Source organism: Sporosarcina sp. ACRSL (assembly GCF_022346605.1).
Classification (GTDB): domain Bacteria; phylum Bacillota; class Bacilli; order Bacillales_A; family Planococcaceae; genus Sporosarcina.
Genome location: NZ_JAKRNT010000006.1, coordinates 63,336 through 77,826, shown reverse-complemented (window position 1 = coordinate 77,826; position 14,491 = coordinate 63,336). Strand labels below are relative to the sequence as shown.

Below are 14,491 nucleotides of genomic sequence, written 5' to 3'. Positions count from 1 at the left end.
TTAGGGGGATATTAATGGCAATTCCACGTATAGTCGATTCAGTAATAAATGAGTATATTACCTTATTTAATGAACATTTGCCTGAAACAATAGAAGGGTTATATATACATGGTTCTATTGCACTGAATGCGTATGTTGAAGATTCAAGTGATATTGACTTTATCACTATAACAAACCGTCCTTTAGCCGAGAAAGATTCGAGTGCTTTATCTTATATTCATTCAACGATTGCAAAAAAATACAAAAAACCAGAATTGGACGGAGTTTATATCAATTGGAGCGATATGGGAAAACTCTATACTAATAGCAGTGATTTTAACTGTAAATATCAATTTTATAACAATGAAAAACTATGTTACGGTGATTACTTTAATTTTAACCCTGTAACTTGGTGGGTGTTAAAAAATAATGGAATCAACATTATAGGACCAGACCCCAAAGACTTTGAGTTTGATATTCAACCACAACAATTATCTTCTTATGTACTTAGAAATATGAATACATATTGGGCTAATAGGATTAAAACTGCGGAGAATTCAATTACTGACTTAGTTACGATGCCTACGGACAAAATTGATTTTGAAATAGAATGGAACGTTCTTGGATTACTACGTCAGTTCTTTACACTAAAAGAGTACGATATTGTTTCTAAGTTGGACGCTGGTGAATATGGATTAACGCAAATTCCAGTGGAATGGCACAGTATCATAGAGGAAGCAATGAATATACGTAAAGGTATAAAGGTAAATATTTTCAGTTCAGATATGGAGCGAATTGATAAAACTCTAAGATTCTCAAAATTTTTGATCACACATTGTAATAGTATAATAGAGAAAAAAATATCCAAAATATAGGGGTTTAAAACAGCTATTTTTAATTTTATCAATAAGTTTGTGAAGGAATTCACTTAAACTAACGGGTGCTTTACTTAAAAAGGAGTAAAGCCTTTTTCATCTTTAACTAAAGCAGCAGTTTAGTTCAACAAGAATTAGAAAATGTTAACTCTGTCGAAATTAAATATTTAAACTTATCACTTTTTTCAGCTTGCTAGTATTGGGCAATAGGTAAAGAGGAAGGGCCGATAATTGCTATGAAAAAGGGGCTGCTATTGTTTCTATTAGTAGTAAGTGTTCTCTTAAACGTGTACCATTTCGGAAAAGATTATTGGGTAGGAATGTACACGCCAAATGAAAAGGACCAGGTTATTTTAAGCGAGATGGTGCAGCTCGTCGTGGAAAGTAAAGAGTATCAGCAGCTCGTGGAGACGGAGAAAGTTCGTGCCATTGCTCCAAGTGTAGACCGAAACAAGGGGGGGCGTTATCCGTTTCATTATGGAGTGTCGGTGCGGACAGACAGGCAGACCTATATCTTCTACTGTCAGGACGAATCTTGTTCGAGCATGACCATCGGAGCATGGACATACTCAAGATATAGTGAGCAAGAACCCGTATTACTCCTAAAGGAATAGATAGAGCTGAGGATGACTTTCTTATTTCCTGAATAAAAGTTTGCTGTATTTGAAGAGCATTGGAATACTATGACGGACGGATCATTGTTCTTATTGAACTAACGGGGCAGGTTAATGCAAAAGCATATTTTGAATAAAGGGTGTAGAGGGGATGATTTAGATGAAAAATACATTGAGGGTTGGAATAAGTCTACAAGTATTATTCTTTATTTTATTCTTCGGAGCTTTTTTGCCAAGAATGAACAATGTATTCGGTGCAATCATTTGTTTTATCATAAGTTTAGTAAGCTTATTCATTGGTATTAAATCGTTAAAACAGCAATTCAAACCCGTTCTATCATTTATTGTTATAGCTATTGCGAGTATTATTTTGGCATTTACACTTTTTGCTTATTTCACAACAGAAGGTGGAATACCGCCAGCGATTCTGCGATAAATATTGTAACTAACGGGTGCTTTACTTGAAGATCGTTGAGCTGCTGGGGGATTAATTCTTATTGAACTAACTGGGCAGGTTAGTTAAATAAGATGAAACATTGCTATTAAAGCTTTTACTACATATACGAGGGGGGATGGTATATGAAAGTGAAATTGGTTATGTTCTTTTTGTCATTTATAATCCTCATTATTTTCGCTTACTATAAAGTGAATTATAGGGATTTAGATGAAGCTATAAGAGAATCGAATGTTCAAATTGATGAAGTTTTCCACACTATTGACTTTAATGATCACATCATTATGTTTTATGGCAGCCATGGTGATGTTTTATCAGTAGCATCAATCGAAAAGACCCTTCTTGGTTTTAGGTGGGTGTTTGGATCAGGAAGTAAGCAATTCAATGAAGAGGATAGAATGCTGACCCGAATGTTTAGTAACTTAAAGCCAACAAGGAAAAAGTCGAAGGATAATGAATTAATATCCCTGACTTTCGGGGTAATTAACGACCCTTTGATTGAGACGCTTGAGATAAAATATAAAGACCAAGATTTCACCAAAGCAACAATCATAGCAACAAGTAAGGGACGAATATGGTATAGCTTTTCAGAGACCCCTGTTAATTATGATCCGGAAGTAAAAGTCAATTATATGGACGGAACAGAAAAGACAGGTTGGCATTGAACGGGTGCTTTACAGGCTGCTTGACTGCTCTCTCTTGTTGTTCAACTAACGGAGCAGTTTAGTTGAAGATCGATGTTTAACTTGTGTTCAACAATCGGGCCATTTCGTTGAATACTAACAGGCGAGAAATAAAACGAGTGCAATTGTTAAATTAGGCGGCAACCTTTCTGCTAACGGGTCAGGATACTTGAATAACAAAGGGCGAATAATAGAATAAACAAGATTTGATTATTGGAGTTGAAATGTGTGAGCCTCTTAAAGTTTTTTGTTTATCAAGTCATTTTTTCTATTATTGTTATAGCAATCTCAAGTTAGTTTTTTAATATCTTTTTATAATTCCTTAAATGACGTTAAAGCCTGCCTATGCAGGCACTTCGGCATTTTGTGTTATGGGAGATGTTCTTAAATGCTCTTAGAAATTTTTATATTTTTGTCTTGAAAGGTAGTAAAAAAGTAGTAAATTCGTTTTGTACTACCAAGCAAGATACATTTTATATCAAGCAGCGAGCTGCTGTTCTTGTTGCTTTCTTTTTTCCAATCGTTCCATTTCTGCACTTGCAGAATCGAATGTTGCGTGTGCGTGGAACGCTGTCCGGCAGCCGCCCCATCGCCTAGCGTTCCGCATGGCATCGGGCGGGCAGCAGCCGGACAGGACGCGCCGCCTGTCGGCGCTGCGCTTCGCCCTTGCCCTTGGGGACGGGAACGGCGTTACGGGCAGATGCAGCGAATTTATATTTTCGGAAGTAGGGAAGAAAAATGATTGAATTAAGAAAAATTACCCACGATAATTTTGAGGCAGTGTTGAAGTTAAGCATAACAGACGAGCAGAAAGGAAATGTGGATTCCAGCATATATTGTTTAGCTAAAGCCTATGTAAAGATACTCAACGACGAAAAACCTCCTATGATCTTCGCTATATGCAACAATGATGAAGTCATAGGATATGTCGATATTGGATTTTACGAACTGGCGGAAAGTGCATTTTTATGTGAAAAATATGGAGATAAATCTACTTATGGACTTAATCGCTTTATGATTGATAAAAAGCATCAAGGCAAAGGATTTGGCAAACAAGCAATGATGAAAGTTATTGATTATATAAAGTCGTTTCCACAAGGAAAAGCCGATGCAGTTGCTACATCATATTGGATGGTAAACGAAGCCGTCCGGAAGTTGTTTGCGTCTGTCGGTTTCGTTGAAACAGGAGCGATATGGGACGGACAAACAGGGGGTAATTGGAATGCGGAAAGAAAAGATATAGAGTATGCAGAAGTAGGTGCCAGACTCGGATTATAAAGCTAACAATTTGAATAGTGCATCGTACAGTATAAGACCAACTATGCGAAGTCAATAACAAAAATGCAAAAAGAAAGCACAACATTAGCCGTGCAAAAAAGTGCACGCTTCCGCGAACCGTAATGTAGAGCAGTTTACTTCAATAACAATCTTCAGCAATCGGGTGCGATTGTTGAATAAGCGCCTCTTTCTTCTTCAACTAACGGGTGCTTTACTTCAAGAAGGAGTAAAGCCCATTTTTTATTGAACTAACGAGGCAGGTTAGTTAAGAGTGTTATTTAACTTGTGTTCAGAAATCAGGGGATTTAGTTAAAATAAAAGCTTCATGAGAAGGGGGAATAAAAGAATGATAAGCTGGTGGGGGACAGATAGTATCTTCTGGTGATATTGAAGTCCAAAGGGATGTTGTGTTAGGGAAGTTCTACGACTAAGAAGGAGAGAGCTATTTCATGAAAAAGAATATCTTGATATGTGCCTTACTAATATCACTAATGTCAGTGGTAACTTTTACATTTTTTTATGAAAAACCCATTCTAACAACGTATGAAGCAGTAAAAAAGAGCTGAAGAAATCCTTAAAAATCCACCGGAAGGTTGGGAAAAAGCAAATCTAGATGTAGGATTGAAAGTTACTCCAGAAAATATCATCGCTAACTTAATTGAACGTGAAGGTCGTTTTTTCAATAGATATAAATGGGAAATCACGGTTATATATAATGGAAAAGAACCTACTGTAGTTATAGATGCTTACAGCGGGAAATTCATTGAAATTTACGGTCCATTAAGTTAAGAGATTATATAAATTAGAAAATCTAGGTCCTTATTCAACTAACGGGTGCTTTACTTCAAGAAGGGGTGAAAGCATTTTTTCTTATTGAACTAAAGAAGCAGTTTTGATGAAGAAAGGGTTTGTTTAACTAAGTAAAGTTCTTAAAGCAGATAACAAAGGGTGATATTGGTGGTTGAAAAATACATTACAGTTGATAATGGAAGGATATGGACTGAAAAAAGAGGAAATGGCAGTCTTCCAGTCATTTTAATAAGTGGCGGACCTGGATCTAGTAATTATTTAGAACCATTGTCTTTTCTTATTGCTGATATTTGTGAGGTTATAATGTTTGATCCTAAAGGTTGTGGTCGTTCCGATTACGATGGAAACGGGTATGATTTAGAATCTTGTCTTGAAGATATGGAAAGAATTCGTAAAGAGTACGGGTTTAAAAAGTGGGTGGTAATTGGTCACTCTTGGGGAGCTGATTTAGGTTTAGCTTACTCATTGTTATTTCCTCAGTCTATTTTAGGATATGTATCTATATCGGGAACTGGAGTACAAAATGATAGGGACTGGAAGGACGTCTATAATCGAAAAAAAGAAGAAATTGGTGAATTGAAACCAGATTTTGAGTATGAGGCTAATGTGATGGTTCATCGTTCACTGATTAATTCTTGGAGAGCATTCATTAAAAAACCACTGTTACTAAAGGATATCTCACAACTTCAAATACCCTCATTGTTTATTTATGCAGAAAATGATATTCGTCCTTCTTGGTCAATTAGGCAGATTTCCAGTCTTATTAGTAATTCTAGATATATCGAAATTAAAGGGGCTGAACACTATATTTGGCTTAGTAAAAAGAATGAACTAGGTGAAGTTCTCAGAGCTTTTATTAAAACTTTTGTTAAATTAACTTCCAGATATGACAGTTGATGATGTTTTGGAACGTTTTAGTGACTTTTTCTTATTCAACTAACGCAGTTTAGTTGAAGAGTAGAAAAGTATTGCTGTATATAAGAACGTGCATTCCACTTGTGTCTATAAGGAGGATACTATGAGTAAAAAACGAAATTTGGTATTGTATATTGCTGTGAGTTTAGACGGGTATATTGCTACAGAAGACGAATCTTTAGAATGGCTATTTAATGTTGAAGGTGAAGGAGATAACGGATATTCAGAGTTTTATGAGACCGTAGATACAGTTTTAATAGGTAAAAAAACTTATGATTGGATAATTAGACACGAAACAAGGGAATTTCCATATAAAAATAAAGAGTGCTATGTATTTACAAGATCTTCAATTGAAGATACCGAAGATGTCAAATTTATTAATGATGACATAGTTAGTATTACTAATAAATTGAAAAATCAAGAAAGAAGAGACATTTGGATTGTTGGTGGAGGGGAATTGTTACATCATTTTGTAAAAGAAAAATTAGTTGATGAAATTATTTTAACAGTTGCCCCAGTCATAATAGGAAAAGGAATTCCGTTATTTAATAAAGGAGATTATCAATTAGACCTTACGTTGAAAGGAACTAGGAACTTCAATCAATTTGTGGAATTACATTATGGCGTTAAAAAATAAAATTTCTTATTCAACTAACGGGTACTTACTTGAAGATCCTTGAGCTGCTTAGACGGCTCTTTTTTCTTCTTCAACTAAAGGGGCAGTTTAGTTGAAGAAGATAATTTAATATTATCCTCTAACGGGGACAGAATTAAAGGAGGAAGCTTTAAATAATGAATCTATTATTTGAGACTGGAAAAGTGGATGTAAATGAAGAAAAGCTAAGGGCTTTTGATGAATATTGTCAGAATGAAGGATCAGACGAGTTTATAATTATTAAGGATGGCAGATTATTCTATAAAAACTATTCAAACACCAAAGATCCAATCCAACTCAATTCACTAACAAAGGTATTTGCGGGAACAGCTATTGGACTATTATTAGACGAAGGATACATTGATACATTACATACGCCAATAGGTTCAATTTTCCCTTCGTTAAATGATGATCCTAAGAAGGACATAACCATTTGGCACATTCTAACACATACATCAGGCATAAAAACTTTAGGTCATGATATCGAACTGAGTAATGCAGATAATTGTGTTGAATACGCACTTTCAATGGAATTAGAAAATATTCCTGGAAAAGTTTCTAAGTATAATAACGAAGCAGTTGCTCTTATTTCGGGAATTGTTGAAAAGTTAAGTGGGGAATCATTAGACGAATATTTATCACGGCGAATATTTAAACCACTGGGAATTACTAATTGGTCATGGCTAAGAGATAAAAGTCAAAATCCTTACCCATATGCTGGTCTTGCATTAACGGGAATTGATTTAGCTAAGTTCGCACATCTCTACTTAAATAATGGATTGTGGAAAGAACAAAGAATATTATCAGAAAAGTGGATTCAGGATTCAACAAAACCAACTCAAAACATTGATAGAAAATGGGGATATCTTTGGCTAACAGCTCACGATAAAAGTTCTAAATATATCGGTTACGGAATGAGCGGTTATGAAGGAAAGTATTTATTTGTAAGTCCAGCTAATAATTTTATTGCAATTAGATTAGTGCATCGAAAAAAAGGAAAACAAACTCCCAATGCTGAAAAGTTCTTCCATTATGCCATAGACCTGATGTCATAGAAATTGAGTAACATAACAGTTACCGACTGGGGCTTTACTTGAAGATCAGTGAGCTACTAGACGGCTTTTTATTCTTGTTCAACTAACGAGGCAGGTTAGTTGAACAAGGCGATGAGATTATTAGGGTCGAAGTAAGATGGAAAAGAAATGTCTTGTGAAAGTGGTGAAAAATTGGATACTAAGGAGCAAAAAAAATGGGGATGCCTTATTTTGACAGTCATTCTTCTGTTGGGACCAGGGATTTTTTTATATGATATGAAGTTTCAAGAGACAATGCTTGTTTCCAGTGTTTCTCCTAATGGCAATCACAAAGTCAAAGTAGTAGAAAAGGGGTCAGCATTTTTCTTTGGTTCATCAAAGGTTCGAATTAGAAGTGGGTGGAGATATACTAATCGATTGATATCAAACGACGGAGGTAGACTCAATCCTTCGAATGCTTCTATTGAATGGAAAAGTAATGATATTGCTCTAATCACTCTTTTAGGAGAAGAACAACAACCTGAAACGATAGAATTCAATGCTAAAACGAAAAAGGTTGAGACTTTACGGTAAGGTGGAATTCAATAAGCTAATTACCTTACGAAGTCGTTTAGCTTATTAAATTCACTTTAAAACAGATTGTATAATTTCCAATTTAGGAGGCAAGGAAATGAAATGGATTCATGTTTTAGGCATAGTTGTTTTAACAGCGTTGGTGAGTGTAGGTGTCACATATTTAGTTATGGAGAAGAACTATGAAAATGAAGCTTCTAAAGTTGCAGAGCCTGAATTAAATATCGATTCAAAAGAAGATGAAAAAGAACAATTTGTATCGATAGTGGATACGAGTAGTGGCATGGGTTGGGAGAATTCTACTTTCTCCAAGAGGATTGATGAGTGGAAAAGTGGCGATGAACCTTTCGTTGGCAATCTAGTAGAAGAAGTGATTCAAGAGATGGCGCACCAAAAGATTATCGCTGAAATAAAAGAAGATTCTATTATGATTACACCAGAAAGAATCGACATTTTAATACAGATGGTAGAAGAAAACAAAGATAAATATGGACGCAATGCACAGTATGATAAATATGTACGTCATGAAATGTATCTAGATATATTAAAACGTTGGAAAAAAGGTGATTTTTCAACAGTTGACGATGACCATAATATTTTAATGTTTATTCAAGGTGGGAAAATGCCCGAAGGGTTAGCGACAGGCGTTGCTTCGGAAGAACAAGAGAAACACTACATCTTCCAATTATTCGGTAAAGAGGTAGATGAAGTCTTTGGTTCGACAGAAAAGCAGAATTAAATTCTGCTTTATTTGCGCTTGCGTTTGATTCTTATTAAGCTAACGGGTGCTTTAGTAAAAATGGACATCAAAAACAATGAGCTTGGAGATACATTTCCTAGCTCATTTCTATGTGCATTTTTATTACATAGCCAAATAAAAAGACGACGAATTTTATTCGCCGCCTTCGCGTTTTATTATTGATATTGGTTCGCCACGTCTTCGACATACTGCTTTAATTTTTCGAACTTCGCTTCTAATTCGTCATAGTCTTTGACGCTTTTGGCAGTGCGTTGCCGATGAAGAATTTCACTTGCGAGAAGGAACATTCCCGAATGAATCTTTTCTTCTTCGGTTTTGTAGTCATCGGACAACAAATGATTCGGGAAGCGAGCAATGACTTCTCTTGTCCTCAATGCGATTTCATTTCCTTTTTCGTCATCCATTTCAATTGGTTCGGATAGAATCTTTGCACTTGTCGAAGTCCACGACTGAATATCATCGAACCTTGATACTTCGTCCACATTCACAACGCCAAGCCCTTCAGTTATAGTAATGATTCCCACTACCTGATTCCTAAAGTTGTCCTTTAGTTCTCCATAACCTTCATTCTTATCAGCATTATTAATTAATTCTATGCCTAACGCTACTAATTTATCGAAGTCTTCCTTTAACCCCATTTCAGCTATTTCATCTTGAAAGTAATCACCGTAAACTAATGTGTCATTCACAACTTCTAACTTATCTACCGATGTTTTAGCTTCAATTGTCCATCTACGCCCAATGTCCCATATATATTCTTTAACAGTCTGATATTTTGAAAATGCACCGGTTTCTTTCCCTGACACTAGAAACTGAATAAGATCTATTTGATTTGTGAATTTCGCCCTTTCTTCAGCGTAATCTTCCCCTAAATCGAATTTTAGAAGGATATCATTCGCTATCAACTGCAACTCGTAAAAGTCCTCGTTCAACCCTAATTCCTCTATCTCAGGTTGGAAGAAGTTTACATAGGCAATTGATGCTTTAGCCATAGTTAATTCTGCTTCATCTGCATAGTAAACACTCCGGTAATCAGAATCCTTCTCCCAATTCTTAGCTAAATCATTAATGAAATTATCTAGAGAAGTGTATTCCGGATGTTCCACTATATTCTTCCCGAATTTATCCGTGATTTCATTAGCTTTCGCTTCAGCTTCAATTGCTTTAAGGTCTACAGCTGATTCTCCATCACAACCCGACAACAGTAATCCACAGACAACAATAGAACCGATTGAAACGCTAAATTTTTTCAATCTATAATTCTCCTTTCGAATGTTACAAATATTCTAACAGAGTAATCTTGCGTATTCAAGGAGAGCTGGTATATGTAGAATCGAATCCCAATATCTGAAAAGCATCCCCCTTGGTAGTAGCTGAATGGTTGCTGTCTATTTATTGTGTTGATGGCTTTGTGGAGTCTCTGTGATGCATTTAGGAGGGAGACAAAAGTGAAGTCGAGAGTAAGGGGAGAGGTTAGAAACGATTCTAGAGGTATTCTGGAGGGTTTAAATGAGTTTGGAGTTTTGAAGTGTCAAGTGGATGGATATTAAGTCAAATAAAAAAGGCTATGTTAAAGGAAAAGGTTGATTTATTGTTAATAGTAAGGTGACACCTACCCAACATCTGACTAAATAATATTCTTACTATTTGGGTATTTATGTTAAAATAAGAACAAGCTTATGTAGGTTTGCACAAATAAATTAAGATGGTGAACTATAAATGATCGGGGTGGAGAATTAATGAAAAATAAGGATACTGTTTATGATATTGTCGTGCATACCGTCAATTTAATTCTGTTGGGAGCTATCGGTTTTCTCGCGTTTTTCTCTGTCTTTAATATTAGCCCAAACAAAGACATGACCTCTGGCATGGTTGCATTGGTTACACTTACTCTCCTAACGGTAATGTGGGCAATCAATTACTGGTTCCAAGTTAAGAAAAGAAAATGGATACTACCAATAGCTGGAACCATCCTTTTTGTCGCCATCACTTTTCTTATCCTGGATGTAGGCATACCATTATTTTACGACGTTTTTATTAGATAAGCCCGCACACCATACAGAATAACAATCAAATAGATTTATTACTTTTGTTTAGCTAGAAACTCGGAACTATTGCACTAAAGGGTGCTTTACTTCAAGAAGGAGTAGAGCCTTTTTTCTTATTGAACTAGCGGGGCGGTTTAATGGGATAGGGGATTGAAGGATTGAGGTGGAGGAGAAATGAAAAAAGGGATAGCTTTGTTTTCTATTGGATTAGTAATGTTGATGTTAGGTATATATCTATCCATTAACTGGATTGTAATCGGAGGTTTTCTTGGTGTTGGTGGAGGGCTTATAATGGGGTGGAGCACCTATTTTTTAGCTCAAAAACGTTAATTAAATTAAACAAAACCGACTAATAGAAGCTCGTCTCTTATTTCACTAACGGGTGCTTTACTTGAAGATCGTTGAGCTGCTGGGGTGATTCTTATTGAACTAACGAGGCAGTTTAGTGCAATAAAGAGATGAAGTTGCAATATCAAGGGGATAAAATGAGTCTGAGATTGGGGGATTCTTCGTGTCAAATGAAATTATTGAAAAAGTGAAAAGAGGACTCGAGGGAATCGAAATCGGCTATTTTGACACAGGTCAAAGATTTGAAAAAGAAGCGTATTACGATTATTTTGGTGCTTCAGATAAGGAAACGCGTCGCTATGCGATTGCTGTATTTACAGTGTATTTAGGAAATTGGTATAGCCTTTGTAGTTTTCCATTTTTAGATAGAGAATCTTATTTGGAAGAGTTTATTAAGGCATTCATTGAGCATCACCAGCAAATTGAAAGTGATTTTCCTATTATGTATGAATATATCATTTCATTTTTAATTCGGATTGAAGAAGAAAATAGTGGAAAATATACTCATTCAACTTTTGAAATTGACAAGGAACTACACGAGCGTTTGAAAAGAGAAGTGTTAATACCTAAACGAGAATACTTAAATAAGCATACATCTATAAAATATTTTTTAAGGGAAATTAGAGTTAATCCTTTTTTCAAATCTGATCACTTTGAAGAATAGCAATAACAGAGTAATTTCACAAAAAAATCTTTAACTAACGGGTGCTTTACTTCAAGAAGGAGTAAAGCATTTTTCCTTATTGAACTAACGCAGCAGATTAGTTGAGTAAGGAACGTTCTCAATAAAAAGGATTTTGATTTTCAAAGTCGAATGACTAAAGAGGTTATGGATTCAACTTAAACCAATGAAGGGGAGAAATTTGCGGAACAAGGATTAGAAATACAAGGGAAATAGAGTTAGCATTGGTGAATATTTTTAGGCCATGTGTGGATGTGTCTTGTCTTTGGAGAGGAGATAAAAAATGATTGAACTACGAAAGATAACAGGGGAGAACATAGATAAAGTAGTAGCATTTGAAGTTGAAGAAAGCCAGAAAGACTTTATAGAAACTACTAACCTCAGAAGCTTTGCAGACGCTCATATGTTGAACGCAGAAGGTATACCAGCGACTCCCTTTGCCATTTATGCCGATGAAGTTGCGGTTGGATTTTTGATGTATATTTATGAAACGTTGGATCATGAATCATTTGAAAATGAAGTTTTTTACGGGAAGAAGTGCTATTTTATTTGGCATATTATGATTGAAAAGAGTTACCAGGGGAGGGGATATGGCAAACTTGCTTTTGAAAAAATGTTGATGGATATTGAAACTGCGCCAGATGGAGAAGCAGAATATGTAGCCCTCTTTTATCGAACAAGTAATGTCATAGCTAAAAAATTATACGCTTCATTTGGTTTCGTAGATACAGGGATCATTCAAGATAATAATTCGATGTTGGCGATTAAAAATCTAGATGGAGAAAAAACAAAATTTCTAGTAGGATAGGATCTCTCATAAAGAAATGTAATCAAGAAAAACCGACTTTGTTAAATCTATCTGTCTTAGCAAAAATTAAATATTATATAGTGCTTGTTCAACTAACTAACGGTTAGCTTTACTTCAAGAAGGAGTAAAGCCATTTTTTATTGAACAAACAAAGAGGAGTTAGAAATGAGAAAAATTATTCGTATGCCTTTATTTTTGGTACTAAGAGTAATCCTTGCAGCTTCTGATAAAGAAGGAGAATTAACAAGACCTTAAAAATGTCTTATTGAACTAACGCAGCAGGTTAGTGCAAGAAGAGGTATTAACAAAAGTGTGTTGAAATAGGTAATAAATGTATAGTATTCAATTCAACATTTTTGGGAAGGAGAGATTTACATGATTTCACTTCGGAAAATCACATTAGAAAATCGAAGGGAGGTATTCAAATTAGAAGTTGCAGATGACCAACGCCGTTTTGTTGCATCCAATCTCTCGAGTGTTGCTTCGTGTTATGTTCTTGCTACCAATGGAGGTAGTCCGCTTCCTTTTGCAATTTATGACGATGAACAGATCGTAGGGTTTGTTATGATTGTTTATGGTATTACTGGTTACGAGCTTCCGAAAATCGCTAATAATAATTATTGTATATTACGTCTTATGATTGATAAACGGTATCAAAATCAAGGTTATGGTAGGAAGGCAATGGAAAAAACATTGGAATTCATACGTACATTCCCAGTAGGTCATGCTCAATATTGTTGGATAGCATATGATTCCAATAACATTGTTGCTAAAAAGCTCTATGAAAGTTTTGGTTTTCGTGATAACGGTGAGATTTGCGAAAATGAACCAGTTACTGTGTTAGAGCTCTAACTTTAATACATAGCATGATGATTCTTATAAATTTTTTATTTATCTTATTAAACTAACGGGTGCTTTAGTCAAGTAGATCCATGTCTTTTAAGACATGGATCCTTTACATTTAAAAGTACTTCTGATAATACTCTTTCCTTAGCCTTCCGCTTAATTGGGCGTAGATCCTTGTGGTTTCACTTTTCTCGTGCCCCATAAGACTTTGTATGACTTCAATAGGAGCTCCATTATTCAATAAATGAGTTGCATAGCTATGTCTAAGTTGGTGTGGATGAATCTCTTTGTTGATTTCGGCACGATTTGAAATTCGTTTAATGATGTATCGCATTTGGGCGACACTCATTTTATGTGGCTGCCTTGCTGTCACAAAGATGGCAGGATTATTGTCATTACGGCTTTCAAGATATCGTTTAAGCCATATGTCGCAACGTGTATTGAAATAAACTTCCCTTTCCTTATCCCCTTTTCCTCTAACGATCGCGGATTGGTTGGTCCAATTAATATTGTTCTTTTCTAACGCAACTATTTCTCCAATTCGACAACCTGTAGAAAACATGAATTCAAAAATCGCTTTTTCTATTGAGGTATGACAGGATTCACGAAGGTGTTCTATCTCTCGTTCGGTTAAATACTTGGGTATCCGCTTACCGACTTTGGGAGATCTTTAATCTTGGAAGTTGGATTCTTACTCAGGTAGCCTTCTTCATGAGACCAACGAAAAAAAGATTTCATAAAGCGTATACGATGTGCAAGACTGGCTGGTTTTAAATGCTTGCCCGATACAGCAAGGTATTCCTTCAGTTGATTCGTATCCAGCAATTCCATCTCTACATCCTTAAAATAACCGATTAGTAACGTAGACTGTAATTGATAGGCCTTCAACGTTCGTGGTGAAAAACCCTCTATCCGTTTATCAGCTTCAAACGAAGACCATGCTTTTGACAATAACAATTTCATTCCCCCTAAGAGAGTAATATAAAAGGGATTATTGCCAACTAAATAGAAGTATAGTCATACGGAGTTTTTTAACTAACGCAGCAGGGTGAGTTGAAGAGTGTTCTCTAACTCGTTTACAACAACCGGGCCAGATGTGATAAATAACTAAAGAAGGTGAAAAATATAT

The 14,491-nt window shown here is 35.6% G+C and carries 18 protein-coding genes and 1 pseudogene; 16 read left to right on the top strand and 3 right to left on the bottom strand.

Features of this window, described 5'->3' with window-relative positions; genetic code table 11:
- Positions 1-14: 14 nt before the first annotated feature.
- From MHZ92_RS10065 to MHZ92_RS10050, 4 genes are all read left to right on the top strand, one after another.
- Positions 15-854 (top strand): aminoglycoside adenylyltransferase domain-containing protein, encoded by an 840-nt coding sequence (locus MHZ92_RS10065; RefSeq protein ID WP_239431561.1) that lies wholly within the window; start codon positions 15-17, stop codon positions 852-854.
- Between the two features lie 236 nt (positions 855-1,090).
- Entirely contained in the window at positions 1,091-1,468 is a 378-nt protein-coding gene (locus MHZ92_RS10060; RefSeq protein WP_239431560.1) for a hypothetical protein, read from the top strand.
- Between the two features lie 160 nt (positions 1,469-1,628).
- A complete protein-coding gene (locus MHZ92_RS10055) occupies positions 1,629-1,904 on the top strand; it encodes a hypothetical protein (protein WP_239431559.1) in 276 nt (91 codons plus the stop codon).
- Positions 1,905-2,047: 143 nt separating this feature from the next.
- Positions 2,048-2,587, top strand: coding sequence for a hypothetical protein (locus MHZ92_RS10050; protein WP_239431558.1), 540 nt, complete (start codon positions 2,048-2,050; stop codon positions 2,585-2,587).
- 496 nt (positions 2,588-3,083) lie between these two features.
- Here the strand turns inward: MHZ92_RS10050 and MHZ92_RS21390 are convergent, their stop codons facing one another.
- Entirely contained in the window at positions 3,084-3,212 is a 129-nt protein-coding gene (locus MHZ92_RS21390; RefSeq protein WP_255723474.1) for a hypothetical protein, read from the bottom strand.
- Positions 3,213-3,343: 131 nt separating this feature from the next.
- Here MHZ92_RS21390 and MHZ92_RS10045 point away from each other — a divergent pair, with 131 nt between their 5' ends.
- The 7 genes from MHZ92_RS10045 to MHZ92_RS10015 all read left to right on the top strand — a co-directional run bounded on the left by MHZ92_RS10045 (position 3,344) and on the right by MHZ92_RS10015 (position 8,609).
- The gene (locus tag MHZ92_RS10045) at positions 3,344-3,883 is read left to right on the top strand and encodes a GNAT family N-acetyltransferase (protein WP_239431557.1); all 540 of its coding nucleotides are present in this window, start codon (positions 3,344-3,346) and stop codon (positions 3,881-3,883) included.
- A 621-nt stretch (positions 3,884-4,504) separates the two neighbouring features.
- Positions 4,505-4,672, top strand: a complete 168-nt coding sequence (locus MHZ92_RS10040; RefSeq protein ID WP_239431556.1) for a PepSY domain-containing protein — start codon at positions 4,505-4,507, stop codon at positions 4,670-4,672.
- A 168-nt stretch (positions 4,673-4,840) separates the two neighbouring features.
- Positions 4,841-5,590: an alpha/beta fold hydrolase gene (locus MHZ92_RS10035; RefSeq protein ID WP_239431555.1), complete on the top strand. Its 750-nt coding sequence runs from the start codon at positions 4,841-4,843 to the stop codon at positions 5,588-5,590.
- A gap of 121 nt (positions 5,591-5,711) precedes the next feature.
- A complete protein-coding gene (locus tag MHZ92_RS10030; RefSeq protein ID WP_239431554.1) occupies positions 5,712-6,245 on the top strand; it encodes a dihydrofolate reductase family protein in 534 nt (177 codons plus the stop codon).
- Positions 6,246-6,400: 155 nt separating this feature from the next.
- Positions 6,401-7,318, top strand: coding sequence for a serine hydrolase domain-containing protein (locus MHZ92_RS10025; protein WP_239431553.1), 918 nt, complete (start codon positions 6,401-6,403; stop codon positions 7,316-7,318).
- 147 nt (positions 7,319-7,465) lie between these two features.
- A complete protein-coding gene (locus MHZ92_RS10020) occupies positions 7,466-7,870 on the top strand; it encodes a hypothetical protein (protein WP_239431552.1) in 405 nt (134 codons plus the stop codon).
- A 97-nt stretch (positions 7,871-7,967) separates the two neighbouring features.
- Positions 7,968-8,609 (top strand): DUF6241 domain-containing protein, encoded by a 642-nt coding sequence (locus MHZ92_RS10015; protein WP_239431551.1) that lies wholly within the window; start codon positions 7,968-7,970, stop codon positions 8,607-8,609.
- Positions 8,610-8,785: 176 nt separating this feature from the next.
- On the opposite strand, the gene MHZ92_RS10010 is transcribed toward MHZ92_RS10015, so the two are convergent.
- Positions 8,786-9,883 carry a hypothetical protein gene (locus tag MHZ92_RS10010; protein ID WP_239431550.1) on the bottom strand — a complete coding sequence of 366 codons (1,098 nt, stop codon included), beginning with the start codon at positions 9,881-9,883 and terminating at the stop codon, positions 8,786-8,788.
- Between the two features lie 486 nt (positions 9,884-10,369).
- On the opposite strand from MHZ92_RS10010, the gene MHZ92_RS10005 reads away from it, so the two are divergent.
- The 5 genes from MHZ92_RS10005 to MHZ92_RS09985 all read left to right on the top strand — a co-directional run bounded on the left by MHZ92_RS10005 (position 10,370) and on the right by MHZ92_RS09985 (position 13,368).
- Positions 10,370-10,675, top strand: coding sequence for a hypothetical protein (locus MHZ92_RS10005; RefSeq protein WP_239431549.1), 306 nt, complete (start codon positions 10,370-10,372; stop codon positions 10,673-10,675).
- Positions 10,676-10,852: 177 nt separating this feature from the next.
- Entirely contained in the window at positions 10,853-11,008 is a 156-nt protein-coding gene (locus MHZ92_RS10000; RefSeq protein ID WP_239431548.1) for a hypothetical protein, read from the top strand.
- A 181-nt stretch (positions 11,009-11,189) separates the two neighbouring features.
- The gene (locus tag MHZ92_RS09995; protein ID WP_239431547.1) at positions 11,190-11,690 is read left to right on the top strand and encodes a hypothetical protein; all 501 of its coding nucleotides are present in this window, start codon (positions 11,190-11,192) and stop codon (positions 11,688-11,690) included.
- 301 nt (positions 11,691-11,991) lie between these two features.
- A complete protein-coding gene (locus MHZ92_RS09990; RefSeq protein ID WP_239431546.1) occupies positions 11,992-12,516 on the top strand; it encodes a GNAT family N-acetyltransferase in 525 nt (174 codons plus the stop codon).
- Between the two features lie 375 nt (positions 12,517-12,891).
- Positions 12,892-13,368, top strand: a complete 477-nt coding sequence (locus MHZ92_RS09985) for a GNAT family N-acetyltransferase (protein ID WP_239431545.1) — start codon at positions 12,892-12,894, stop codon at positions 13,366-13,368.
- A gap of 109 nt (positions 13,369-13,477) precedes the next feature.
- Here MHZ92_RS09985 and xerA read toward each other — a convergent pair.
- Positions 13,478-14,319 (bottom strand): annotated as a pseudogene (gene xerA, locus MHZ92_RS09980) (site-specific tyrosine recombinase/integron integrase).
- Positions 14,320-14,491 lie beyond the last annotated feature (172 nt).